This is a genomic window from Glycomyces terrestris (assembly GCF_003933745.1).
Lineage (GTDB): Bacteria > Actinomycetota > Actinomycetes > Mycobacteriales > Micromonosporaceae > Glycomyces > Glycomyces terrestris.
This window is the reverse complement of record NZ_RSEB01000004.1, coordinates 94,150-116,770: the sequence shown is the minus strand read 5'-3', so window position 1 is coordinate 116,770 and position 22,621 is coordinate 94,150. Positions and strand designations below refer to the sequence as shown.

At 72.8% G+C, this 22,621-nt stretch carries 22 protein-coding genes; 6 read left to right on the top strand and 16 right to left on the bottom strand.

What is annotated here, in order from left to right; genetic code table 11:
• Positions 1 to 5: 5 nt before the first annotated feature.
• Entirely contained in the window at positions 6 to 2,237 is a 2,232-nt protein-coding gene (locus EIW28_RS14630; RefSeq protein ID WP_125248462.1) for an ATP-binding cassette domain-containing protein, read from the bottom strand.
• A 62-nt stretch (positions 2,238 to 2,299) separates the two neighbouring features.
• On the opposite strand from EIW28_RS14630, the gene EIW28_RS14625 reads away from it, so the two are divergent.
• Positions 2,300 to 3,250 carry a helix-turn-helix transcriptional regulator gene (locus EIW28_RS14625; protein ID WP_125248461.1) on the top strand — a complete coding sequence of 317 codons (951 nt, stop codon included), beginning with the start codon at positions 2,300 to 2,302 and terminating at the stop codon, positions 3,248 to 3,250.
• A 3-nt stretch (positions 3,251 to 3,253) separates the two neighbouring features.
• On the opposite strand, the gene EIW28_RS14620 is transcribed toward EIW28_RS14625, so the two are convergent.
• Positions 3,254 to 4,633, bottom strand: coding sequence for a tryptophanase (locus EIW28_RS14620; protein WP_125248460.1), 1,380 nt, complete (start codon positions 4,631 to 4,633; stop codon positions 3,254 to 3,256).
• Between the two features lie 116 nt (positions 4,634 to 4,749).
• On the opposite strand from EIW28_RS14620, the gene EIW28_RS14615 reads away from it, so the two are divergent.
• Both EIW28_RS14615 and EIW28_RS14610 read left to right on the top strand, forming a co-directional pair.
• A complete protein-coding gene (locus EIW28_RS14615; protein WP_125248459.1) occupies positions 4,750 to 5,205 on the top strand; it encodes an Lrp/AsnC family transcriptional regulator in 456 nt (151 codons plus the stop codon).
• Positions 5,202 to 5,648, top strand: a complete 447-nt coding sequence (locus EIW28_RS14610; protein ID WP_125248458.1) for an aminoacyl-tRNA deacylase — start codon at positions 5,202 to 5,204, stop codon at positions 5,646 to 5,648. The genes EIW28_RS14615 and EIW28_RS14610 overlap by 4 nt, the downstream gene beginning before the upstream one ends.
• Here the strand turns inward: EIW28_RS14610 and EIW28_RS14605 are convergent.
• Positions 5,645 to 7,483: a glycoside hydrolase family 2 protein gene (locus EIW28_RS14605; RefSeq protein WP_125248457.1), complete on the bottom strand. Its 1,839-nt coding sequence runs from the start codon at positions 7,481 to 7,483 to the stop codon at positions 5,645 to 5,647. The two genes, EIW28_RS14610 and EIW28_RS14605, sit on opposite strands and share 4 nt — an antisense overlap.
• Positions 7,484 to 7,720: 237 nt before the next feature.
• On the opposite strand from EIW28_RS14605, the gene EIW28_RS14600 reads away from it, so the two are divergent.
• Positions 7,721 to 8,650 carry a cation diffusion facilitator family transporter gene (locus EIW28_RS14600; protein WP_125248456.1) on the top strand — a complete coding sequence of 310 codons (930 nt, stop codon included), beginning with the start codon at positions 7,721 to 7,723 and terminating at the stop codon, positions 8,648 to 8,650.
• On the opposite strand, the gene EIW28_RS14595 is transcribed toward EIW28_RS14600, so the two are convergent.
• The 6 genes from EIW28_RS14595 to EIW28_RS14570 all read right to left on the bottom strand — a co-directional run bounded on the left by EIW28_RS14595 (position 8,647) and on the right by EIW28_RS14570 (position 17,032).
• Positions 8,647 to 9,339: a hypothetical protein gene (locus tag EIW28_RS14595; RefSeq protein WP_125248455.1), complete on the bottom strand. Its 693-nt coding sequence runs from the start codon at positions 9,337 to 9,339 to the stop codon at positions 8,647 to 8,649. The genes EIW28_RS14600 and EIW28_RS14595 overlap by 4 nt on opposite strands.
• Positions 9,336 to 11,678, bottom strand: coding sequence for a beta-xylosidase/alpha-l-arabinosidase (locus tag EIW28_RS14590; RefSeq protein ID WP_125248454.1), 2,343 nt, complete (start codon positions 11,676 to 11,678; stop codon positions 9,336 to 9,338). The genes EIW28_RS14595 and EIW28_RS14590 overlap by 4 nt, the downstream gene beginning before the upstream one ends.
• A 53-nt stretch (positions 11,679 to 11,731) precedes the next feature.
• Positions 11,732 to 12,634 (bottom strand): carbohydrate ABC transporter permease, encoded by a 903-nt coding sequence (locus EIW28_RS14585; protein WP_408612222.1) that lies wholly within the window; start codon positions 12,632 to 12,634, stop codon positions 11,732 to 11,734.
• Positions 12,635 to 12,651: 17 nt separating this feature from the next.
• Complete coding sequence (locus EIW28_RS14580) at positions 12,652 to 13,665, bottom strand: ABC transporter permease (protein ID WP_125248453.1); 1,014 nt, start codon at positions 13,663 to 13,665, stop codon at positions 12,652 to 12,654.
• Between the two features lie 47 nt (positions 13,666 to 13,712).
• Complete coding sequence (locus tag EIW28_RS14575) at positions 13,713 to 15,395, bottom strand: ABC transporter substrate-binding protein (RefSeq protein ID WP_125248452.1); 1,683 nt, start codon at positions 15,393 to 15,395, stop codon at positions 13,713 to 13,715.
• Positions 15,396 to 15,682: 287 nt separating this feature from the next.
• Entirely contained in the window at positions 15,683 to 17,032 is a 1,350-nt protein-coding gene (locus EIW28_RS14570) for an MFS transporter (RefSeq protein WP_125248451.1), read from the bottom strand.
• Between the two features lie 82 nt (positions 17,033 to 17,114).
• Here EIW28_RS14570 and EIW28_RS14565 point away from each other — a divergent pair, with 82 nt between their 5' ends.
• Complete coding sequence (locus tag EIW28_RS14565; protein ID WP_125248450.1) at positions 17,115 to 17,627, top strand: winged helix-turn-helix transcriptional regulator; 513 nt, start codon at positions 17,115 to 17,117, stop codon at positions 17,625 to 17,627.
• A gap of 48 nt (positions 17,628 to 17,675) precedes the next feature.
• Here the strand turns inward: EIW28_RS14565 and EIW28_RS14560 are convergent, their stop codons facing one another.
• The 7 genes from EIW28_RS14560 to EIW28_RS14530 all read right to left on the bottom strand — a co-directional run bounded on the left by EIW28_RS14560 (position 17,676) and on the right by EIW28_RS14530 (position 21,576).
• Positions 17,676 to 18,596: an aminoglycoside phosphotransferase family protein gene (locus EIW28_RS14560; RefSeq protein ID WP_125248449.1), complete on the bottom strand. Its 921-nt coding sequence runs from the start codon at positions 18,594 to 18,596 to the stop codon at positions 17,676 to 17,678.
• Between the two features lie 50 nt (positions 18,597 to 18,646).
• Complete coding sequence (locus EIW28_RS14555; protein ID WP_125248448.1) at positions 18,647 to 19,117, bottom strand: toxin-antitoxin system YwqK family antitoxin; 471 nt, start codon at positions 19,115 to 19,117, stop codon at positions 18,647 to 18,649.
• 9 nt (positions 19,118 to 19,126) lie between these two features.
• Entirely contained in the window at positions 19,127 to 19,861 is a 735-nt protein-coding gene (locus EIW28_RS14550) for a YwqJ-related putative deaminase (RefSeq protein WP_125248447.1), read from the bottom strand.
• Complete coding sequence (locus tag EIW28_RS14545; RefSeq protein ID WP_125248446.1) at positions 19,854 to 20,348, bottom strand: WXG100-like domain-containing protein; 495 nt, start codon at positions 20,346 to 20,348, stop codon at positions 19,854 to 19,856. The genes EIW28_RS14550 and EIW28_RS14545 overlap by 8 nt, the downstream gene beginning before the upstream one ends.
• Before the next feature lie 10 nt (positions 20,349 to 20,358).
• Entirely contained in the window at positions 20,359 to 20,706 is a 348-nt protein-coding gene (locus EIW28_RS14540; protein ID WP_125248445.1) for a WXG100 family type VII secretion target, read from the bottom strand.
• 2 nt (positions 20,707 to 20,708) lie between these two features.
• On the bottom strand, positions 20,709 to 21,107 hold the full coding sequence (locus EIW28_RS14535; protein WP_125248444.1) for a hypothetical protein: 399 nt from the start codon (positions 21,105 to 21,107) through the stop codon (positions 20,709 to 20,711).
• Between the two features lie 70 nt (positions 21,108 to 21,177).
• Positions 21,178 to 21,576, bottom strand: a complete 399-nt coding sequence (locus EIW28_RS14530) for a YbaB/EbfC family nucleoid-associated protein (protein WP_125248443.1) — start codon at positions 21,574 to 21,576, stop codon at positions 21,178 to 21,180.
• Between the two features lie 158 nt (positions 21,577 to 21,734).
• On the opposite strand from EIW28_RS14530, the gene EIW28_RS14525 reads away from it, so the two are divergent.
• On the top strand, positions 21,735 to 22,619 hold the full coding sequence (locus tag EIW28_RS14525; protein ID WP_125248442.1) for a transglutaminase domain-containing protein: 885 nt from the start codon (positions 21,735 to 21,737) through the stop codon (positions 22,617 to 22,619).
• Positions 22,620 to 22,621: the final 2 nt, after the last annotated feature.

Sequence of the window (22,621 nt, the reverse complement as noted above, 5' to 3'; positions counted from 1 at the left end):
TCGAGTCAGTCGTGGCCGAGCGCCGCGGCGGTCGGGGTGCCGCGGAGTCCGGCGACGGGGCCCTCGTAGAGGACGCGGCCGCCGTGGCGGCCCGCGCCGGGGCCGAGGTCGACGACCCAGTCGGCGCGGCGGATCACGTCGAGGTTGTGCTCGATGACGACCACGGTGTGCCCCTTGTCGACGAGCTGGTCGAGCACGTCGAGGAGGGTGTCGGTGTCGCGCAGGTGGAGTCCGGTGGTGGGCTCGTCGAGGACGTACAGCGACGGCGCGGCGGCGTCGCGGAGCTCCTTGGCGATCTTGACGCGCTGGCACTCGCCGCCCGACAGGGTGGTGAGCGGCTGGCCGAGGCGGAGGTAGCCGAGGCCGACGCGGTCGAGGTCGCGCAGTCCCCTGCGGATCGCGGGGTCGGCGAGCCGGTCGAGCGCGTCGGCGATGGTCAGGTCGTCCACGTCCGCGATGGTGAGCCCGTCGACGCGGTGGCGCAGCGCCTCGTCGCTGAAGCGCCGCCCGCCGCACGACTCGCACACCGTCTCCTGCCCGTCCATGAACGCCAGGTCGGTGTAGACGACCCCGAGGCCCTTGCATTCGGGGCAGCCGCCTTCGGAGTTGGCGCTGAAGAACTTCGCGGGCAGGCCGCTGGCCTTGGCGAAGAGGCGGCGGACGGGGGCGGCGATCCCGGTGTAGGTGACGGGCGTGGAGCGGCGGTTGGCGCCGACGGGCCGCTGGTCGACGGTGATCGCGCCGTGCTGGGCGACGAGTTCGGCCGCGAGGCTCGACTTCCCGGATCCGGCCACGCCGGTGAGGACGGTGAGCACGCCGGTGGGGAGGTCGACGGTGACGTCCCGGAGGTTGTTGCGGGAGGCGTGCGCGACGGTGACCGCGCCGGCGGCCTCGCGGGGCTCGCGCCGCTCGGGGGCGCGGCTCGCGAGGGCCTTCGCGGTCGGGGTGTCGGCGGTGCGCAGCGCGGCGAAGGGGCCCTGGAAGACGACGCGGCCGCCGCCGGCGCCCGCGTCGGGGCCGATCTCCACGATCTGGTCGGCGACGGCCATGACGGCCGGGTCGTGCTCCACGACGAGCACGGTGTTCCCCTTGTCGCGCAGGCGCTTCAGGAGGCCGGTCATGGCGTCGACGTCGTGCGGGTGGAGGCCGACGGTGGGCTCGTCGAAGATGTACAGCATCTCGACGAGGCTGCTGCCGAGGTGCTTGACGGTCTTGATGCGCTGGGACTCGCCGCCGGAGAGGGTGGCGGTGGCCCGGCCGAGGTGGAGGTAGCCCAGGCCGATGGCGTCCATCGCGCGCAGCCGTTCGGTGAGCGCGGCGACGACCGGCGCCACGGCGGGCTCGGTGACGGCGGCGACGAGGCCGGCGAGCTCGGCGACCTCGACGAGGGCGAGCTCGCCGATGGTGCGGCCGCGGACGGTGACGGCCCGGGCCTCGGCGTTCAGGCGCTCGCCGCGGCAGTCGGGGCAGCGGCCCGAGCGGGTGAAGCGGTCGACGGCCCGCTGCTTGTGCTCGGAGAGGGTGTCGGAGGTGCGCAGGTAGATCCGCTCGAACCAGGCCACGAGGCTCTCGAAGCCCTTGGGCGGCTTCGGGTCGAGGCGCTCGGCGTACTCGCCGCCGTACAGGAGCGCGAGGCGCTGGTCCTCGGTCCACTCGCGCACCGGGAGGTCGGTCGGGAAGCAGCCGGCGTCGATGTACTTCGACTGCCAGTAGCCGTCGTCCGCGAAGCCGGGCAGGAGGATCGCGGCCTCGCGCAGGGACCGGTCGGGGTCGAGGAACTTCGCGGTGTCGATCTCGACGGTCTCGCCGAGGCCCGAGCAGGTGGGGCACATGCCGGCGGGGTCGTTGAAGGAGAACCGGTTCGACTCGCCGAGCTGCGGGGTCCCGATGCGGGAGTACAGGAGTCGCAGGTACGTCCAGGTGTCGGTGACGGTGCCGACGGTGGAGCGGGCGTTGCCGCCGAGGCGGCGCTGGTCGATCACGACCACCGGTGAGAGGCCGGTGATCTCGTCGGCCTCGGGCCGGGTCCACTTGGGGAGCCGGTTGCGCAGGAACGGCGGGTAGGTCTCGTTGACCTGGTGCCCGGCCTCGGCGGCGATGGTGTCGAAGACGAGTGAGGACTTGCCGGAGCCGGAGACGCCGGCGAACACGGTGAGGGCCCCGCGCGGCAGGTCGAGGTCGACGGTCTGGAGGTTGTGGGACCTGGCGCCGCGGATGCGGATCATTCGCTCGTTCATGCCTGCGACGGTAGGCCCAGATGCGGCCGGTTCCTGACCGCGATTCGGGGCACACTGGAGGCATGCCCGATGTCACCCGCCGCATGCTCTCGCTCCTGGCGACGCTCCAGACCGGCCGCTCGTTCAGCGGCGGCGAGCTCGCCGCCCGGATCGGCGTCAGCCCGCGCACGCTGCGCCGCGACGTGGACCGCCTGCGCGAGTACGGCTACCCCGTGGAGACCCGGCCGGGGCCGGGCGGCCACTACCGGCTCACCGCGGGGGCCGCGATGCCGCCGCTCATGCTCGAGGACGACGAGGCGGTCGCGGTCCTGCTCGGCCTCGCGGCCCTGGCCGCGACCGGCAGCGCGGCCGAGGGCTCGGTGGACGAGGCCGCGACCCGCGCCTACGGGAAGGTGGAGCAGTACCTGCCCAAGCGGCTGCGGCACCGGATCGCGCGGCTGCGCGCGAGCCTGGACACCGGGGACGTGCCGGCGCCGAGCACCAGCGCCGGGTACCTCGGCGAGCTCGCGGACGCGATCGCGAACCGGCAGGTCGCGGCGTTCGAGTACCGGCGCGCGGACGGGGCCGCGTCGGCGCGGCGGGTCGAACCGCACCGGCAGCTCCACCACCTCCAGCGCTGGTACCTGCTGGCGTGGGACCTCGACCGCGGCGACTGGCGGGTCTTCCGCACCGACCGCATCGACGGGCTCCGCCTGTCCACCAGCCGGTTCGAGCCGCGGGCCGCGCCGCACGCGATGGACTACCTGGTGACCGGGATCAGGCGGAACCGGGAGCCGGTCGTGTTCACCGTCGACGCGCCGCAGGGCCCGGTCGCGGACGCGTTCCGCCACGACACCGTCGAGCTGACGGCGCTGGAGGACGGCCGGACCCGGGTGGCGATGCACCTGGAGTCGTGGGAGTGGCCGCTCGCGACGCTCGCGATCGTGAACGCGGGCTTCACGATCGAGGCGCCCGAGCGGTTCCTGGACGGGTACCGGGCCTTCGCGGCGCGGCTGCGGGACGCGGCCGGGTGAGCGTCAGGCGATCGGCTCGAACCGGGCGGTGAAGTGGCGCAGGGCGTCCGGCTCCTCCACGATGCGGTAGCCGGGGAGGCGGTGGGCGCGTTCGGCGAGGCACCCGCAGACCTCGATGACGTAGTCGATGTGGCTCTGGGTGTAGGTGCGGCGCGGGACGGCGAGGCGGACCAGGTCCATCGGGGCGGCCGCCTCGGCGCCGTCGGGGCGGCGGCCGAACATGACGGTGCCGATCTCGCAGCTGCGGACCCCGCCGAGCTCGTAGAGGGCGACGGCGACGGCCTGGCCGGGGTAGTGGAGCGGGTCGAGGTGCGGCAGGAGCGCGCGGGCGTCGATGTAGACGGCGTGGCCGCCGATCGGGGTGAGGACGGGGACGCCGGCCTGCTGGAGGGCCTCGCCGAGGTAGGCGGTCGAGGTGATCCGGTAGCGGAGGTAGTCGTGCTGGACGACCTCCTTGAGGCCCTGGGCGAGCGCTTCGAGGTCGCGGCCGGCGAGGCCGCCGTAGGTGGGGAAGCCCTCGGTGAGGATGAGGAGGTTGCGGCACTCCTGGGCGAGGGCGGGGTCGTCGAGGGCGAGCCAGCCGCCGATGTTGCCCATCGGGTCCTTCTTGGCGCTCATGGTCATCCCGTCGGCGAGCGCGGCGATGTCGCGGACGATGTCGACGACGTCGCGCCCGCCCTGGCCGGCTTCGCGCTCGCGGATGAACCAGGCGTTCTCGGCGAAGCGGCAGGCGTCGAGGAAGAGGGGCTTGCCGTACCGGTCGCAGAGGGCGCGCACGCCGCGGAGGTTCTCGAGCGAGACGGGCTGCCCGCCGCCGCTGTTGTTGGTGATGGTGACGAAGACGCACGGGACGTCGGCGCCGCCGGCGAGGAGCGCTTCGAGGGCGGCGAGGTCCATGTTGCCCTTGAAGGGGTGGCGGGAGGCGGGGTCCCTGCCTTCGGGGATGACGAGGTCGACGGCGGTGGCGCCGGTGGCCTCGACGTTGGCGCGGGTGGTGTCGAAGTGGGTGTTGTTGGGGACGGTCTTCCCGGGTCCGCCGAGGACGGTGAAGAGGATGCGCTCGGCGGCGCGTCCCTGGTGGACGGGGATGACGTGGGCGAAGTCGAAGAGGTCGCGCACGGCGTCGCGGAAGACGAAGTACGAGGGGGAGCCGGCGTAGGACTCGTCGCCGCGCTGGATCGCGGCCCACTGGTCGCGGCTCATCGCGCCGGTGCCGGAGTCGGTGAGCAGGTCGATGAGGACGTCGTCCGCGTGGAGCTGGAAGAGGTTGTAGGCGGCCGCGGCGAGGCGTTCGCGGCGCTCGGCGGCGGTGGTCATCCGGATCGGCTCGACGGAGTGGATGCGGAAGGGTTCGATGATGGTGCGGAATGCGGGCTCGTCCATGCCCACATGATCGTCCGTCCCGGTCGCGGCGGGAAGGACGGACACGGGCCGGTTCGGGCGCGGCGCGTTACGATCGCCACCTGTTTCGCGAACGCGGCTTACGAATGGAAACCGGTATGGATCGCATGGACTGGCGGCTCCTGGAGGAGTTGCAGGCGGACGCGCGGCTGTCGTTCAACGAGCTGTCGCGGCGGGTGCACCTGTCGGCGCCGGCCGTGGCGGAGCGGGTGCGGCGGTTGGAGTCGGACGGGGTGATCAGCGGCTACCACGCGCACGTGGCGCCCGAGCGGGCCGGGCTGCCGGTGCGGGCGGTGGTGGTCATGGACTGCTACGGGCCCAGCTGCCTGCTGCGGGACCCGGACGTGGCGGGCTGGCCGCAGATCCGGCAGCTGTTCCGGATCACCGGCGACGGCTGCTCGGTGCTGGTGGCGTCGGTGCCGTCGATGGCCGAGTTCGAGGCGTTCATCGACCGGCTCGCGCGGTACGGGCGGCCGAGCAGCAGCATGGTGCTGTCGCAGCCGGTGCCGTGGGCGCCGGTGGCGGCGGCCGCGGTCGAGGGGGCGGGGCGGTGACGCCGGCGGCCCCGGAGCGGGCGGCCGAGGACGCGGCCGCGCGCGGCCTGGCGGTGGCGTTCGTGCCGCGCGACCCCGAGACGGGCGTGCCGCTCGCGCGGGGGCCGCTGGGGGTGAAGACGGTGGTGCTGCGCCACCGGGAGGGGTACGTGTTCGTGCTGGTGCCGTACGAGGACCGGTTCTCGTGGCCGAAGCTGCGGGCGGTGCTCGGGGTGAACAAGGTGAAGCTGCCGACGGCCGAGGAGGCGTTCGCGGCGACCGGGTACCGGCGCGGCACGATCACGCCGCTCGGTGCGGCGCAGGCGTTCCCGGTGCTGGCGGACGCGCGGCTGCGCGGGCGCGAGATCCTCGTGGGCTCCGGCTCGCCGGACTTCGCGGCCCGGGTGGACGCCGACGCGCTCATCCGCGCGTACGGCGCCGACGTCGTGGACCTGGAGCCTTAGGAATCCTCGCCGAGGACGAGGGCGCGGAGGCGCTCGATCGGGAGCTTGGGCTCGCGGTCCTCGGTGAGGAGGCCGTTGGTCTCCTGGAGGGTGTCGGTCAGCTGCGTCCAGCACCAGCCGGCGAGGCCGTCGGGGCGGCCGCGGTGGCCGAGGCAGGCGCGCTGGACGGCGCGGAGGATGTCGCCGGCGCGGCGCTCGAAGTCCTCGGCGCTGCCGGCCTCGGAGTAGCCCCAGGCGTCCGCGGCGGCGGGCCCGGTCGTCCACTTGACGCCGCCGAACTCGGTGAGCAGGACCGGTTCGCCGCGGTCGGCGGTCCCGTCCAGGCGCAGGCGCCGCCCGGCGGGGCCGGTGCCGGCCAGGTAGGCGCGCAGGTCGGCGTCGGGGACGTCGTAGCGGGCGGCGAGGACGGCCCCGTCGGCCTCGTAGTCGTGGACGGTCCACAGGTCGGAGTCGCCCAGTTCCCAGCCGTCGTTGGCGACGACGGGGCGGGTCGGGTCGAGGGCCTTGGTGAGCCGGTAGAGCGCTTCGGCGAAGGCGCGCTGGTCGGGGCGGGTGGCGAGGTGCTGCACGCCCCAGCTCTCGTTGAGCGGGACCCAGGTGACGATCGAGGGGTGGCCGGCGTCGCGGCGGACGGCCTCGGTCCACTCGGCGGCGGTGCGGCGCATCGCGGTCGGCGAGAAGCGGTAGGCGGCGGGCATCTCGCCCCAGACGAGGAGGCCGAGCCGGTCGGCGTGGTAGAGGAAGCGCGGGTCCTCGATCTTCTGGTGCACGCGCACGGCGTTGAAGCCGAGCTCGGCGATGAGCTCGGCCTCGCGGCGCAGGTCGGCTTCGGAGGCGGCGAGGTGGGTGCGCGGCCAGTAGCCCTGGCTCAGGACGGAGCGGAGCACCACGGGCCGGTCGTTGAGCAGGAACGCGCCGCCTTCGGTGCGCACGGAGCGCAGGCCGAGGTAGGAGGCGGCGGCGTCGCCGGTGCGGCCGTCCGTCTCGAGGCTGACCCAGGCGTCGAGGAGGGTGGGCTGCCCGGGGCGCCACAGCAGCTCCTCGTGGTCCTGGCCGTTCGCGAGGCCCGGGAGCGGCACGGTCACGCTCACCTCGGTGTCGGCGGCGTGGACGGCGGCCTCGGCCGTGGTGTCGCCGCAGTCGATGCGGACCCGGACCAGCGCGTCGGCGCGGCGGCTGAGCTCGACGTGCGCGGTGGCGGTGCCGCGGGCGAGGTCGCTCGTCCACGTCAGGTGGGCGAGGTGCAGGGGCGGCACGGACTCCAGCCACACGGGCTGCCAGATGCCGGTGGTGCGGTGGTACCAGATCGCGTGCGGGGACTCGCGCCAGTCCTGCTTGCCGCGGGGCTGGGCGGCGTCGTGGGGGTCGTCCTCGGCGCGGACGACGAGCACGTGCGGCCCCTCCCCCAGCGCGTCGGTGAGGTCGAGGGTGAACGGGGTGTGGCCGCCTTCGTGCGCGCCGACGTCGCGGCCGTCGATCCAGACGCGGGCGCGGTAGTCGACGGCGCCGAAGTGGACGAGGAGGCGGCGGCCGGGGGCGTGGCCGGCGGCGGCCAGGTCGGCGGCGGTGAGTTCGCGGCGGTACCAGACGACGGGGTGGAACCCGGTGGCGCCGATCCCGGAGGCGGGTGACTCGGGCGGGTAGGGGACGGTGATCGTGCGGGGCAGGGCGCGGCCGTCGAACCAGTGCTCGGTGAGGCCGCGGTCCTCGTCGTCGTGGGCGAAGCCCCATGTCCCGCCGAGGTCGAGGAACGACTCCCGCAGCAGCTGCGGGCGCGGACGCGCGACCCGCTGCCGGCCGGCGCGGACCTCGAAGACCGGTGACCGGTCGCTCATACCCGAACCTCCCTCATCCGGGTCTCATTCAACACCGTCCCCGGGAGTGGCCGTCCGTCGCGTCCGGGCGGTCCCGCCGAGGACGGTCTCGACGTGGCGGCCCTCGCTTCCGGCATGGGCGGGCGGGTCCGGGGGTATCTCAGGGGCCCCGGTCCGAGGAGTTCTCGGGAGTCGCGTACGCTTCAGCCCATACATGCAATAATTGCAATGTGTTATTGATTTTGAAAGCGGGTTGCAATGGGTCACGGTCACGACCACGCCGTCGGGCACGCGGGCGGACGCCACGCGTGGCGCCTCCGGGCCGCGCTGGTGCTCGTCGGCGGGTTCTTCGCCGTCGAGCTGGCCGCCGGGCTGGTGTCGGGGTCGCTCGCGCTCCTGTCGGACGCCGGCCACATGGCCGCCGACGTGGTCACCCTCGCGACCGCGCTGGTCGCCACCCGCCTCGCGAGCCGGCCGGACACCACCGGCCGGCGCACCTACGGCTCCTACCGGGCCGAGGTCTTCGCCTCCGGGTTCGCGGTCCTGGTCATGCTCGGCATGTCGGTCTACATCGCCGTGGAGGCGATCGGGCGGATCGGCGCGGCGCCGGGCATCGAGGTCGGGCCCATGCTCGTGGTCGGCGCGCTCGGCCTGGCGGTGAACCTGGCCGCGATGCGGCTCCTGCGGGCCGGGGCCGGCGAGAGCCTGAACGTCAAGGGCGCCTACATGGAGGTGCTCGCGGACACCGTCGGCTCGGTCGGCGTCATCGCGGCGGGCGTCCTCGTCGCGGTCACCGGGAACGCGGTGTGGGACACCGCCGTCGCGCTCGCGATCGGCGTCTTCGTCGTCGTCCGCGCCGTCCCGCTGGGCCGCCAGGTGCTGGCCGTCCTCGCCCAGCACGCCCCGCACGGCGTCGACCCGGCCCGCGTGACCGCCGACCTCGGCGCGATCGAGGGCGTCAGCGACGTCCACGACGTGCACCTGTGGACGCTCACCTCGGGGATGAACGTCGCCACCGCGCACCTGGTCACCGACCCGGGCGCCGACGACCACGCCGTCCTCGACCGGGCGCAGCACCTCATGCGCGACGACCACGGCATCGACCACGCGACCGTGCAGCTGGAGCCGGCGGTGCACGCCGGCTGCGACGAGCCCGGCCGCTGCCCCGCCCCCGGCGAGCGGCCCTAGTCCGGGTCCTGGGCGGTGAACCGGGCCGTCACGTCGGCGACGACGGGGCGGACGACGAGCCACAGCATGGCCGCGAACGCCCACGCCAGGAGCAGGAGCAGCACCTCGGAGGCGAGGACCACGAGCGCCGTCGCGACGATGAGGACCGCGAGGATGCCGAGCGTCGCCTTCCAGGAGAGGAAGAACTCCGCGGCGGCCACGCGGAGCACGTCGCGGAAGCGGAACGAGAAGAACGACGTCACCACCAGCAGGTGGCCCGACCAGACCGCGAGCACGATCATGAGCGCGGCGCACACGGGCCGCAGCAGCCGCCCGCCGGCGACCAGGTCGGCGAAGACGACGTTCACGGCCAGAACCGCCGCCACCGCCAGGACCGGGACCCACCAGGCGAGCGTGTCGCGCAGGTTCAGCCGCAGTCCGCGCAGGAGCGGGCGGGACGGGCTCAGGTCCGGCTCCTTCGCCCACGCCCGCTGCGCGTACAGCGCCGCCGAGAGCGCGGGCGCGACCGGCAGGAGCGCGGCCACGAACAGGACCGCGTTCTCGGGAGCGGGGGTCAGCAGGCTCCAGAACAGCAGCGTCGGGAGGCCTGCGGCGGCCAGGAACAGCCCGAGGACGAGGAAGCGGTAGACCGCGGCGGTCAGCCGCGACAGCGCCCCCGGGCCGATCTCGTCGGCGTGCGGCGTGGTCATGCCGCCGACTCTCTCACTTCCGATTCGGCGAGGAGGACCCGGTCGGCTCCGACGCGGCGGACCGGCCCGGTCATGCGCCGGGGCACCGCGGCGTGCACGTCGGCGCTCGAGCGCGCGACGCGCAGTTCCACCGCGCCCGGCTCGATGATCCGGTCGCCGTCGATCCCGATGAACGAGGCCAGGTCGGCGTGGAGCCGGAACCGGACCTCGGCGCGCTCCCCCGCGGCGAGCGAGACGCGCCGGTAGGCGACGAGCCGGTGCTCGGGCCGGGTCACCTGCGCGACCGGGTCGTGCAGGTAGACCTGGACGACGTCGTCGACGCGGTCCCCGGTCTCGTTCGACAGCGCGACCGCGACCTCGGTGGTGCCGTCGACGGGCCAGTCCCGCTCGTCGGCCTCGACCGGGTGCCAGGTCGCGGCGGCGTACGAGAGGCCGTGACCGAACGGGAACAGCGGCGTCGGGTCGAGGTTGGACACCTCGTTCGCGCGGCCGAGCGGCGGCGCGAGGTAGGTGCCGGGCTGGCCGCCCGGCTCGCGCGGGATGCCGACGGGCAGCCGCCCGCTCGGGTTCACCTCGCCAGCGAGGACTTCGGCGAGCGCCTGCCCGCCGAGCTGGCCGGGGAAGAACGCCTGCACGACGGCGGCGCAGCGGTCGGCCACCGCGCCGAGCGCGTACGGGCGGCCGGTGAGCAGGACGAGGACGACGGGCGTGCCGGTGTCCAGGAGCGCCTCCAGCAGCGCCTGCTGCTCCCCCGGGAGCCGCAGGTCGGGGGCGTCGCAGCCCTCGCCGGAGGTGCCGCGGCCGAACAGGCCGGCGCGGTCGCCGAGGGCGACCACGACCGCGTCCGCGCCGGACGCGGCCTCGACCGCGGCGGCGAAGCCGTCCCGGCCCGGGGCCATGACGTCACAGCCGGGGGCGGTGGCGACGACGGTGCGGCGCGCGGACAGCTCGCCCAGGACCGTGGGGATGTCGATGCCGAGGCCGGTCTCCGGGTGGTGGACGCCGACGTGGGCGGGAAACGAGTAGCAGCCGAGCATGGCCATCGGGTCGTCCGCGAGCGGGCCGACGACGGCCACGCGGGCGTCCGCGGCGAGCGGCAGGACGCCGTCGTTCGCGACGAGGACGACGGCCTCGCGGGCCAGGCGCAGCGCGAGCCGCTGCGACTCGGCGTCGTCGAGGGCGGCGTCGAGCGCGGGGGCCGGGTCGTAGTCGGCCTCGATGAGCCCGAGGTCGATCTTCTGCTCCAGGACCCGCCGCAGCGCGAGGTCGACGAGCGCCTCGTCCACCTCACCGGAGCGCACGGCCTCGATGAGGGGCGCCCCGAAGGCCGCGACGGACGGCAGCTCGACGTCGATGCCGGCCCACAGGGCGCGGGCGGCGGCCTCGGCGTCGGTGCCGGCGACCCGCTGGAGGGTGCGCAGGAACGCGACCGAGAAGTAGTCGGAGACGACGACGCCCTCGAAGCCGAGCGTGCCGCGCAGCAGGTCGGTGAGCAGGCCGCGGTCGCCTGCCGCGGGCATGCCGTCGACCTCGGCGTAGGAGTTCATGACCGAGCGGGCGCGCCCGTGGCGCAGCGCGGTCTCGAACGGCGGCAGGTATATCTCGGCGAGTTCGCGGGGCCCGGCGGAGACGGGCGCGTGGTTGCGTCCGGCGCGCGAACCGGAGTACCCGGCGAAGTGCTTGAGGGTGGCGACGATCCCGGCGTCCTCGAGGCCGGCCACGTAGGAGGCGCCGACGGTCGCGACGAGGTACGGGTCCTCGCCGATGGACTCCTCGACGCGGCCCCAGCGGTAGTCGCGCACGACGTCGAGGACGGGCGCGAGCCCCTGGTGGACGCCGACCGCGCGCATCGAGCGGCCGATGCGCACGGCCATCTCGTGGACGAGGTCGGGGTCGAAGCTCGCGCCCCACGACAGCGGCACCGGGTACGCGGTGGCGCCCCAGGCGGCGAAGCCCGCGAGGCACTCCTCGTGGACCTGCGCCGGGATGCCGAAGCGGTTGGCGGCGGTGATCTGCCGCTGGGCGCGGGCGAGCGAGGCCGCGCCCGGTTCGGGCGCGACCGGGCGCGTCCCGAACGGGCGGGTGAGCTGGCCGAGCCCGCTGGCGATGACGTCGTCGAAGGACGGGGCGTCCTTGCCCATCTCGCTCTGGTGCGGGGCGACGTCGCCGCCGGAGGCGTCGGCGCCGACCCAGAGGCCGACGAGCTGCGCGGCCTTCTCCTCGAGCGTCATCTCGGCCGCGAGGGCCGCGGCGCGCTCGGCCCGGCTGAGCCGGTGGTCGTGCCAGGGCCGCAGCCCCGCCGCGGCGGGCGCGGCGGAGGCGGCGATGTCGGTGGTCATGTCGTGGTTCCCTTTGCTCGGAGGCGCGGACGGGTCCTGCGGTGCGGTCCGCGTCATCCCTTGACCGATCCCAGCATCACGCCGGACACGAAGTAGCGCTGCACGAACGGGTAGACGCACAGGATCGGGATGACGGTGAGGATCATCGTCACGGCCTGGATGTTCGCCGACACCAGCGCGGTCGTGGTCCCGGCGGCGGCCGCGCCCTCGGACGCCGAGGTCGAGGCGCCGGCGATGAGGTTGCGCAGGAACAGCGTCACGGGGAACAGCTCGCTCTTGTCGAGGTAGAGGAACGCGGCGAACCAGTCGTTCCAGTACGCGACCGAGTAGAACAGCACCATCGTGGCGATGACAGCCTTCGACAGGGGCAGCACGATCCGGCCGAAGATGCCGTACCAGCCGAGCCCGTCGATCTGCGCGGCCTCCTCGAGCTCCTTGGGGAGGCTCTCGAAGAAGGACTTCATGACCAGCAGGTTGAACACCGAGATGGCGCCGGGGAGCACGATGGCCCACATGGTGTTCTTCATGCCGAGCCCGGAGATGAGCACGTAGTTGGGGACCAGGCCGCCGTTGAAGAACATGGTGAACACGGCGATGCCGATGAGGGCGCGGCGGCCCTTGAGGTGCTTCTTCGACAGCACGTACGCGTACGTGGTGGTCAGGGTCATGGCGATGGCCGTGCCGACCACGGTGTACAGCACCGAGTTGCCGTAGTTGCGCCAGAAGATGTCGTTCGACATCACCGCGATGTAGGTGTCGATGTTGAAGCCGACGGGCCAGAAGCTCACCTGGCCGGCCTTGATGGACTCGGCCGAGCTGAACGACTGGGCGAGCACCGTGATGAACGGGTAGAGCATCGCCAGGCACAGCAGGACGAGGAGGGTCGCGTTGACGGCGCCGAACAGGCGCGTCCCGGGGGTCTCCTGCCGCCGCGAGCGGCACGCGGGCGCGGAGATCTTCGCTTGCACGTCGGTCACCACAGGCTCGTCCCCGTAATCCGGCGCGAAATCAGGTTCGCGGAAAGCACCATCACGAGGCCGATCACGGCCTGGAACAGGCCGATCGCCGCCGCGTAGCTGAGATTGTTCGACATGAGGCCCACCCGGTAGAGGTAGGTCGAGATGACGTCGGCCGTCTCGTACGTCAGGGGGTTGTAGAGCAGGAAGACCTTCTCGAACCCGACGTTGAGGAACGACCCGATGTTGAGGATGAGGAGCGTGACCATGGTGGGGCGGATGCCCGGGAGGGTCACGTGCCAGGTCTGGCGCCACCGGCCGGCCCCGTCGATCTTCGCGGCCTCGTAGAGGGAGTCGTCGATCGTGGTGAGGGCGGCCAGGTAGAGGATGGTGCCCCAGCCGACGGTCTGCCACGCCTCGGAGCCGACGTAGATGGTGCGGAACCACTCGGGGCGCTGGATGAACGGGATCTGCTCGCCGCCGAACGCGCCGATGATCTGGTTGACCGTGCCCTCGAGGGACAGGAGCTGCATGACCATGCCGACGACGATGACGATCGAGAGGAAGTGCGGCAGGTACGAGATCGACTGGACGATCCGCTTGAAGTGCTGCCGGCGGACCTCGTTCAGCATGAGCGCCAGGACGATCGGGAGCGGGAAGCACACCAGGAGGGTGAGTCCGCCGAGGACCGCGGTGTTGGTGAACACCTTCCAGAACGTCGGGTCGTTGATGAACATCTCGATGTAGCGCAGGCCGACCCACTCGTCGCCGAAGATGCTCCCGCCGGGCCGGAACTTCCGGAAGGCGATGACGTTGCCGACCATCGGCCCGTACCGGAAGATGGCGAAGAAGATCAGCGGGATGAGGGCGAGGCTGTAGAGCTGCCAGTCGCGCCGGAACGCGTCGCGCCAGCTCTGGCGCTGCTTGCGCCGCCGCGGTGGCGACGGCTGCTGCGAGGGCGCGGGTGCGGTCCCGGCGCCCGCCCCGCGGGCCGTGGCCCGCGGGGACTTCTCGTCTTGTGTGAGGGACATCCGTGCTCCCTCCCGTCCGCGCCGGGGCGGCGGCCCCGGCGAGCGGATCAGGAGTTCTCCTCCTCGAAGCGCTCGCGCGCGCCGTTGATCAGGTCGACGTACTGCTGGAGGCCCTGGGCCTCGAGCTCGGCGACGTAGTCGTCCCATTCGGCGATGTCGCGCTCGCCCATGATGAACTTGAGCGTGTTCGTGTCCACCGTGTCCTTGAGCGGGGTGGACAGCAGCGAGGACTGCTCCAGCTCCATCTCGTCGAGGGGCGCGGGCGGGGAGGGCTCGCGCGGCGTGCGGGTGGAGAGGACCGAGTCGATGTACTCGACGAACGCGGCCGCGTTGTAGGACTCCTTGAGCGCCCGCGACTCGGTGGAGTCGGCGAACACCGCGTTGGACCAGCCGAGGTCCTTCTGGATGTCGGTGGGCGCGCCCGGGTTGATGTTGTACGCGTCGAGGCGGTACTCGGGGTTGAGGGTGATGGTGCCGTCGGCGGCCTTGGTGTAGGTCTCGCCCTCGATGCCCCAGCGGATGAGTTCGCGCGCGTCGGGGCTGTAGTAGAGCCAGTCGAGGAACTGGAGGATCGCGAGGAAGTACTCGGAGTCCTTGATCTCGGCGTTGAGCATGAAGCCGTTCCAGAAGTTGCGCGGCTCCACGACCTGGCCGAACGGGCCGCCCGGCGGGGCGATCTGGAGGACCTCGTAGTTGCCTTCGCCGACGGTGGCGTTCAGGGCCTGCGCGAACTCGATCGCGGTGCCGGCGGAGCCGGAGGCGGCGAACACGGTCTCGGCCGCGAACTTCTCGGCCACGGAGCCGCCGCCGCTGCCGTCGTTGGAGGCGGTGAGCGAGTCGGTGTCGATCAGGCCGTCGGCGACGAGGCCGCGGAAGTACTCGACCATCTGCTTGTAGCCGTCGGTGACGGCGGTGTACTCGAGCTTGCCGGAGCCGTCGTCGACCATGCCGTTGCCGAAGCCCCAGCCGGCCCGCGCGCCCCAGGCGTGCGAGGCGAAGTTGAGCAGCGAGGCCGACTCGAAGCCGTCGGCGAGCGGCTTGGAGTCGGGGTACTCGGCCTTGATCTTGACCAGGGCCTCGCGCATCTCGTCCCAGGTCTGGGGGATGCCGCCGGCGACGGTCTCGAAGACGTCCTTGCGGATGACGAGCGTGAAGACCGGGACGGAGACCTCCTGGAGGCCCGGCAGCATGTAGTACTTGCCGTCGGCCTGCTTGAGGTTGTCGATCATCTCGCCGAGGTCCCACTCCTCCACGTACTTCTGGAAGTTGGGCATGTGCTCGACGTAGTCGCTCATGGGCAGGATCGCGCCGGAGGACACGAACGAGCTCTCCTCGCCGGTGTAGACCAGCGGGATGACCGTCGGGGCGTCGCCGGCGGAGAGCAGCAGGTTGCGCTTCTCGGTGGCGTCGCTGAAGGGGATGTTGGTGAGCTCGAACGTGACGTTCGTGCGCTTCTCGATCTCGGTGAAGAACTGCCAAGTGTCCGTGATCGGCAGGTCCGGCCAGTCGGTCCACAGGACCGAGAGGGTGAACGGCTCGGTGGCCTTGAACGGGGTGTCGGCGGCGAAGTCGTCCATCGCGCCGGTGGACTGGGCGTCGAGGTCCACTTCCTCGCCGCCGTCCTCGCCGCTGCAAGCGGCCAGTGCGGCGGCGCTCGTCGCGGCGATCGAGAATCCGATGAGTCCGCGGCGCGAAGCTCTGAGCGGGCTCCGCTCGAACGCGTTCGACATGTGTCTCCTCCTTGAGATCGTCCCTGGGGCACCTCACGGCCGGCGCGGGGGCTGTTATCGCTCAACCGCGTCGACCGAAAGTTTCGGGACTTTTACCGATACTTTCCAGAGCTTAGTTTCACTGGACGGTCGTGTCAATGACCCACTTTCGTAACGCTGGGGGTCAGGAGCGGTAACGAAGCCGAGCCACTAACACGGCCGCGCCGCTGCGTCGGGAGGACGCGGCGGCGCGGCAGTACGGAGAGCGGTCGGGAATCCGAAGCGGGACAGGCGAAGTCGGGCGGCGGTCAGGCGCGGCGGGCCAGGAGCGCGAATCCCGGGGCGGCGGCGGCCGCGAGGGCAGCGCAGATCCACAGCGCCCCGTCGGCGCCGAGGGCGTCGACCAGGGTCGCGATGATCGGGATGCCGGCGGCGGTGCCGATGTAGCGCATGGTGTTGTTCACGCCCGACCCCATGCCGCCGCGGTCGGCGGGGACGCTGTCGATGCTCAGGCGGGTGAGCGCGGGGTTGGCGGCGCCGTAGCCGGCCCCGGCGACCAGGAGTGCGGGGACGGCGTGCCACCAGGACCAGTGGACGGCGAGGCCGACGAGCAGGGCCGATCCGGCGGCCGCGGTCAGCAGCGCGAGCGCGAGCAGTGCGCCGGCCCCCAGCGCGAACCGCTTGACCTGCAAGGAGACCACGAATGCGGCGGTCGACCAGATGGCGACGACGGCCGCGGTGGCGATCGGGCCCAGGTGGGTCTGGGCCTGGTAGACGGTGGGCAGATAGCTCATCATGCTGATCACCGCGACCCCGGTGACGAGGGCGCCGAGGGAGGCGGTCAGGAAGGCCGGGCGGGCGAACAGGGCCGGGTCGAGCATGGGCTCGCGGCTGCGGACCTGGATGGCGACGAACGCGGTCGAGCCGACCGCGGCGGCGATGAGCAGGGCGATGACGAGGGGGTCGGACCAGCCTTGGCGGCCGAGGGTCAGCCCGGCCATGAGTGCGGCGACGGCGAGGCCGAGGGCGGCGGTACCCGGGAGGTCCGCCCGGCGGGGGCGCTCCGCGCGGGACTCGGGCAGGGCGGTGCGCGCGGCGAGCGCCAGGCCGGCGGCCGCCGCGGCGTAGAGCCAGTAGGGGCCGTTCCACCCGAGGGCGGCCTCGAGGAGGGCGGCGAGGACGGCTCCGGCGCCGACGCCGAGGCCCATCATCGCGCCGTAGGCGGCGGTGGCCCGGCGGCGCTCCTCGGCGCCGGTGAAGACCGCGCCCATGATGCCGAGGCTGGCGGTGAGCAGGGCGGCGCTGGCGGCGCCTTGGACGATGCGGGCGGCGGCGAACACGGGGGTGTTCGGGGCGAGCGCGGCGAGCAGCGTCGCGGCGGCGAAGATCCAGGCGCCGGCGGTGAGGACCCGGCGGCGGCCGTGATTGTCGGCGAGGCTGCCGGAGGCGAGCAGGGGGACGGCGAGGCCGAGGGAGACGGCGTTGATGATCCAGGTCTGGCCGGCGGCGCTCGCGTGGAGCTGGGCGGCGGTCTGGGGGGCGAGGATGAGCGGGGTCGAGTAGTTGAGGATGACCAGCAGGGGGGCCGCGCAGAGGATCGCCAGGACCGCGCGGGTCCCGGCGGGTGCGTGCGGTGCGGCGAGGGTCGTGGACGCCATGGGTGCCTCCTGGGTTCGTTCAGTGAACTCACTGGAGCCTAGCAGCCAGGGTTCAATGACTGAACCGAGGTAGGATGTGGCGATGGCACTCGGCAAGGACTACACGGGCCAGGACTGCTCGCTCTCGCGCGGACTGGAGCTGCTCGGCGAGCGCTGGACGCTGCTGGTGGTGCAGAACGCGCTCTACGGCGTGCGGCGATTCAACGACTTCCAGGTCCGGCTCGACATCCCCAAGGCGGTCCTCTCCGACCGCCTGGCGCGGCTGACCGAGGGCGGAGTGCTCGAGAAGCGGCAGTACCAGCCGTCGCCGCCGCGGTTCGAGTACCTGCTCACCGACGCGGGCGTCGAGCTGTGGCCGGTGATCTACTCGCTGAGCGCGTGGAGCCACCGCAACATCGGCGGGGAGCCTCCGCGGCTCTTCCGCCACGCGTCCTGCGGGAGCGGCCTCCTGCCCTCCAGCGACTGCCCCGAGTGCGGCTCGATCCCGCCCGGCGAGGTCGAGATGTACCCGGGCCCCGGGCCCAAGCGGACCGACCCGGTCAGCCGCGCGATGAACCGCCCGCGGCGCCTCCTCGAACCGGTCGTCCCTGCATGACGGCCGGCCGCGGCTCGAACGGAGTCGCGGCCTGAACCGCCGCGCGGTTCAGGCGGCTCGGATCGCGTCGAGGACCGCCCGCTTGGCGGCGAGGTCGTCGTCGCTCCACGCGCCGGCGATCTCGGCGACGGTCCAGAGCATGGCCCAGGCGCGGACGCGTTCGCGGTCGGCGCCGAGGCCGCCCGCCACGGCGTCGAGGAGCTCGCCGCCGCCCAGGGGACCGTGGAACTGCTGCTTGAAGAGGAAGAACGCGCCGTCGAAGGCGCGTTCGGCGAGGACGGGCTTGGGGTCGATGAGGAGCCAGGGCTCGCGCTGGGCGGTGAGGACGTTGCTCATGTGGTTGTCGCGGTTGGCGATGCCGAGTTCGGGCGGGTCCGCCAGCGCTTCGCAGAGGTCGAGCCCGAGGGCGAGGTCGGCGGCGAGTGCCGGAGTGCGCTCGGCGGTCAGCGCGAACCGCTCCGACCAGTCCTTGAGGAGGCCGGCGGTCGCGGGCAGCGGCGGGAGGCCGGGATCGGGGACGGGGACGCGCCACAGCCGGCGGAAGAGGCCGCAGGCGAGTGCGATGCGTTCGCGCGCGGCCGCCCGCTCGTCCAGGCCCGGGAAGTCGTGCGAGAGGAGCGGGGTGCCGGGCCGGGCGCGTTCGAGGAGCAGCGCGCCGGATGCGGGGTCGTAGTCGAGGAGGCGCACCGCGCCCTCGCCGTCATAGGCGCGCAGCGCGGTCGGTTCGGACCGCGTCTCGTCGTCCACGAGGTCGACTTTGAGGACGGCGGCGGTGCCGTCGGCGCGGTCGAGCGGCAGTACGTAGGCGGTCGAGCCGCCGGGGAACGGGTCGCCGACGGGGTGCAGGTCCCACGCGGAGGTGAGGCGGTCGACCGTGGCGGGGAGGTCTTCGAGCCACCTGCGGCCGCGGTCCCCGTGCCAGTCGAGGACGTTGCGGCGGACGGTGTCCGGGAGCGGTGCGAACGGCATCGCCCCAGTATCGGGAGGCGGGTCGCGCGGCGCCACCGCTTTTAGGCGGGTCAGTGCCGGTTCAGGTCGGCGGCGTGCTCGGGGCCGGGGGGCGCGGGGAGGGGGACCTCGTCGCGGAGGACGGCGATGGTCTTGCGCTCGGACTCGCTGAGCTCGGCGGTGTGCGAGGACTGCACGGTGCGGCCGTCGAAGTCGAAGTGGACGGTCCACACGGGATGGGCGTACTCGTAGGCGACGGCGGTGGCGAGGGTGCCGTCGCGGCGGAACCTCCGGGTGATGCCGTGGAGGAAGTTCCGCCGGTACCACTCCTCGACGATGAGGTCGCCGTCGGGCGTGACCTGGCCGCTGGGGCCGTCGAGGACGCCGTCGCGGAAGCACTGGAACTCGTAGTCGCCGTCGCGCAGGGTCTCGCCGGTGAAGCCGGTGAACCGCTCGGAGCCGTGCCAGTACACCTGGTCGTCGTCGATGCCGATCTCGTCGTCGGGCACCGACAGGGCGACGGGGTCGTAATTCGGTTTCACGCGGCCATCCTAGCTTCCGTCCCAGTTCTTGCGCTTGGTCTTCTTGCCGTCCACGACGTCCCAGCCGCCGGAGCTGCCGTTGACGCCGTCGATCATCTGGGTGCAGTTGGCGCAGCAGGGCATCGGATTCTTGTGGTCGGAGCGGCTCTCGCTGGTGACGCGGGCGTTCTCGACCATGAAGTCGCCGAGGTCGGGGTCGCGGCCCTCGGCGCGGGCGGCCTTGAGGGCCTCGTTCGTGGCGCGGGTCTCCGAGTGCTGGCCGGGGATGCCGTGCATGGTCTGGTCCTCTTCGAGGTCGAAGTCCCAGTTCTTCTTGTCCTGGAAGTTCTGGAAGCGCTCGCGGAGGATCGGGTCGAGGTCGTCGGGGTCGACGCTGTCCTTGACGTTGTGGTTGTAGTAGACGTTCCCGGACTTGCGGTCCCAGACGGCGCTGACGCAGGGCTGGCGGGTCTTCTTGGTCCAGCCGTCGGGGTTGGTCTGGTCGGCGGCGTCGTCGATCTTGTCGCGCACGGCCTGGCGCAGGCGCAGCCGGTCGGCCTCGATGTCGCCGCTGGGCTTCATGTTCGTGGGCGCCTTGGGCTGGAAGTTCGGGTCCTTCTTCGGCGGCTTCTGCTTGGGGCCCTTGCCGCCGCCGCCGCGGTCCTTCTGCTTGGGCGCGCGCCAGGTGTCGGCGTCGTCGAGGACCTTGGTGAGGATCTTCGCGCCGCCGTCGGAGGCGCCGGAGCCGCTGCGTGACCTAGGCATTCATCACCCGGTTGATCGCCATGCCCATCAGCTGGTCGATGATGAGGCCGGTGATGGTCTTGAAGATCGGGATCTGCGCCAGGGACGCCCCGAAGGTGAAGGCGGCCGTGGCGATGGCCTGGGCGATCTGGAACGCGAGGATCGCCAGCTGCACCATCACCTGGATCTTCAGGGCCAGGACGATGCCGGCCATGACGGTGAGGCCGATGTTGAGCTTGTGGGCGGGGTCGCCGGCGTCGGCGAGGTTCGAGGGCGCGGACTCGTGGCCCTCCCACTCGGCCCGGAACGCGTCGATGTGGCCGCCGGAGTTGTTCTCCAGGAGGGTGCGGGCGGCGGCCTGGAGCGACTCAACGCGGCCGGCGATCCGGTCGGCCATGCCGGTCCACTCCCCCGCCAGGTTGAACATGGACTCCTCGTCGGACTCGGGCCACTCGTAGCCGAGCATGCCGAGCAGGCCGATGAGTTCAGAGGGCAGTTGCAGGCCCATGGGCGGACTCCTATGCGGGGGAGGCGGTCGGCCCGGCGCCGATCTCGCCTTGGAACTGGGCGAAGACGGCGGCGATCTCGTCGTCGGTCACCTCGTGGTCGTCGGCCATGTCGCGCAGCGCCTGCGCGAGGCCGGTCAGGTCCTCGATGTTCGCGGTGAAGCACTCGGTCACGGCGTCCAGGCACGCCTGGTGGCCGATGCCGCCGAGGGTGCCGATCATGTCGCCGCCGAAGGCGTCGGCGTACTGCTCGACCGCGGCGGTGAACTGGTCGAGGAGCGCCTGCACCTCGTCGCGGGCGGCGTCGAGCTCGTCCGCCGAGCGGCGGATCGACTCGGGCGTGACGCTGAATCCGGTCACGGTCACCGTCCTCCGTAGAGCCTGGTCATGAGGTCGCCGATGGCGGCGTCCATCGCCTGGAACTGGCGCAGGGACGCCTCCTGCATGCGGGCGGCCTGCTCGTTCACGGCCGCCATGTCGGGGGCGGGGCCGGGGGCCGCGGTGAGCGCCGCGCGCTGGTCGATGGCGTCGTTGACGGCGAGGGTGAGCTGCTCGACGAGCGCTTCGGGGCCGTCCTTGAGGGCGCTGAGGGTCATCTTGATCCGCTCGAAGCGGCCGTCGGTCCCCAGGGTCACCTGGATGCGTCCGCCCGAGGCCTCGGTGAGGATCGGTTCCGTCTGCGCCCCAGGCTGAGCGGCGGCCTGGGCGAGGGCTTCGCGCACCTGCGCGAGCTGTTCGCCGATCCGGTCTTCTCCGAACATTCCGACCTCCCGACGCGACACCATATCAAAGTGTCTTTCATGAATCCGGGCCGCCGTGGGGCCCTTGCGGTCAGCGCGCGTCGAGCTTGCCGAGGACGTGCTCGATCGAGGCGCTCATGGCCTGGAGCCGGGGCAGCGAGCCCTCCTGGACCTCGGCGAGCGAGTCGCCGACGGCCCGCAGGTCCGGGACGCGCTCGTCCGTGCCGACCATGGCCGCGCGCCGGTCGAGCGCCTCGTTCAGCGCCGCCAGCACGTGCTCGGCGATGTAGTCCGAGCCCTCCTTGAACCCCTTGGGGTCCACCTCGATCCGCGCCACGCGGCCGTCGACGCCGAGGGTCACGCGGATGCGGCCCTGCCCGGCCTCGGCCGTCACCGGCGCCGCCTGGTGCGCCTCGGGGGCCGCCGCCGCACTCGCCAGCGCGGCCCGCTCCTCGGCCAGCCGCGCGGCGAACTCGTTCACTCCGGTCATCGAACCTCCCTCGGCGCGTTCGGAACGCACCGATGGTAAGCCCGCGGGTCGGGGCCGGCGCGCGCGAGGGACGGCGGGCCGGGCGGGTCACACCCGCGCCGTGCCGGTGTCGCACCTCGGCGGTACGGTCGCGGGACCGACGCCGAACGGAGTGAGCCTTGACAACCGACGACGCCCTCGACTACTACACGCGGCCGGGCCCCTTCACCGATCCCGGCGCGCACCGGGACGCGCTGCTCGCGCTGCCGCGCGACGTGCCTTCGCTGCTCGAAGCGGTCCAGGGCCTGCTCATCCACGTGCACCTGACGTGGGCGTATGAGGTCGAGCACCGGCCCGAGCACAGCGAGGCCGCGAACGTGCGCCGCGCCGAGGACCTGCTCGGGCGGCTCCTGGCCGACGGCCGGCCGCTGACGGAGCCGCGCCCGCCGCACGAGCGGCTCGGCGGGACCTGCCGGCACTTCACGGTGCTGACGGTGGCCGCGCTGCGCGCCGCCGGCGTGCCGGCGCGGGCGCGGTGCGGCTTCGGCGAGTACTTCCCCGGACCGTCCAGTGAGGACCACTGGGTCGCCGAGTTCTGGCACGCCGAGGAGGTGCGGTGGGTGCTCGCGGACGCCCAGATCGACGCCCGCCAGCGCGAGCTGTTCGGCGCCGACCTGGACACGGCGGACGTGCCGCGGGACGGCTTCGTCGTCGCGGGCGACGCGTGGCGGCGCTGCCGGGCGGGCGAGGATGACCCGGACCGGTTCGGGCTCAACGCGATCGGGGAGTTCGGCGACTGGTGGATCGCCGCGAACCTGATCCGCGACGTGGCGGCGCTGTCGAACGTCGAGATGCTGCCGTGGGACGTGTGGGGCGCGATGCCCGAGCCCGGCGACGAGATCGGCCCCGAGCTGGTCGGGCTCCTCGACCGGCTCGCGGCGCTGACGGCCGATCCGGCGACCGCGGCCGAGGCGCGCGAGTGGTACGGCGACGACCGGCTGCGGGTGCCGGCCGTCGTCCTGAACGCGAACCTCGGGCGCGAGGAGCCCGTGGCGCTGGGCTGAGC

Bases quoted from the DNA above. Each gene is read 5' to 3' on its own strand.
- EIW28_RS14545 (WP_125248446.1), bottom strand. From the start codon at position 20,348: ATGGGCCTGCAACTGCCCTCTGAACTCATCGGCCTGCTCGGCATGCTC.
- EIW28_RS14580 (WP_125248453.1), bottom strand. From the start codon at position 13,665: ATGTCCCTCACACAAGACGAGAAGTCCCCGCGGGCCACGGCCCGCGGG.
- EIW28_RS14600 (WP_125248456.1), top strand. From the start codon at position 7,721: ATGGGTCACGGTCACGACCACGCCGTCGGGCACGCGGGCGGACGCCAC.
- EIW28_RS14630 (WP_125248462.1), bottom strand. From the start codon at position 2,237: ATGAACGAGCGAATGATCCGCATCCGCGGCGCCAGGTCCCACAACCTC.
- EIW28_RS14595 (WP_125248455.1), bottom strand. From the start codon at position 9,339: ATGACCACGCCGCACGCCGACGAGATCGGCCCGGGGGCGCTGTCGCGG.
- EIW28_RS14550 (WP_125248447.1), bottom strand. From the start codon at position 19,861: ATGCCTAGGTCACGCAGCGGCTCCGGCGCCTCCGACGGCGGCGCGAAG.
- EIW28_RS14565 (WP_125248450.1), top strand. From the start codon at position 17,115: ATGGCACTCGGCAAGGACTACACGGGCCAGGACTGCTCGCTCTCGCGC.
- EIW28_RS14620 (WP_125248460.1), bottom strand. From the start codon at position 4,633: ATGGACGAGCCCGCATTCCGCACCATCATCGAACCCTTCCGCATCCAC.
- EIW28_RS14570 (WP_125248451.1), bottom strand. From the start codon at position 17,032: ATGGCGTCCACGACCCTCGCCGCACCGCACGCACCCGCCGGGACCCGC.
- EIW28_RS14560 (WP_125248449.1), bottom strand. From the start codon at position 18,596: ATGCCGTTCGCACCGCTCCCGGACACCGTCCGCCGCAACGTCCTCGAC.
- EIW28_RS14625 (WP_125248461.1), top strand. From the start codon at position 2,300: ATGCCCGATGTCACCCGCCGCATGCTCTCGCTCCTGGCGACGCTCCAG.
- EIW28_RS14615 (WP_125248459.1), top strand. From the start codon at position 4,750: ATGGATCGCATGGACTGGCGGCTCCTGGAGGAGTTGCAGGCGGACGCG.
- EIW28_RS14575 (WP_125248452.1), bottom strand. From the start codon at position 15,395: ATGTCGAACGCGTTCGAGCGGAGCCCGCTCAGAGCTTCGCGCCGCGGA.
- EIW28_RS14530 (WP_125248443.1), bottom strand. From the start codon at position 21,576: ATGACCGGAGTGAACGAGTTCGCCGCGCGGCTGGCCGAGGAGCGGGCC.
- EIW28_RS14590 (WP_125248454.1), bottom strand. From the start codon at position 11,678: ATGACCACCGACATCGCCGCCTCCGCCGCGCCCGCCGCGGCGGGGCTG.
- EIW28_RS14535 (WP_125248444.1), bottom strand. From the start codon at position 21,107: ATGTTCGGAGAAGACCGGATCGGCGAACAGCTCGCGCAGGTGCGCGAA.
- EIW28_RS14605 (WP_125248457.1), bottom strand. From the start codon at position 7,483: ATGAGCGACCGGTCACCGGTCTTCGAGGTCCGCGCCGGCCGGCAGCGG.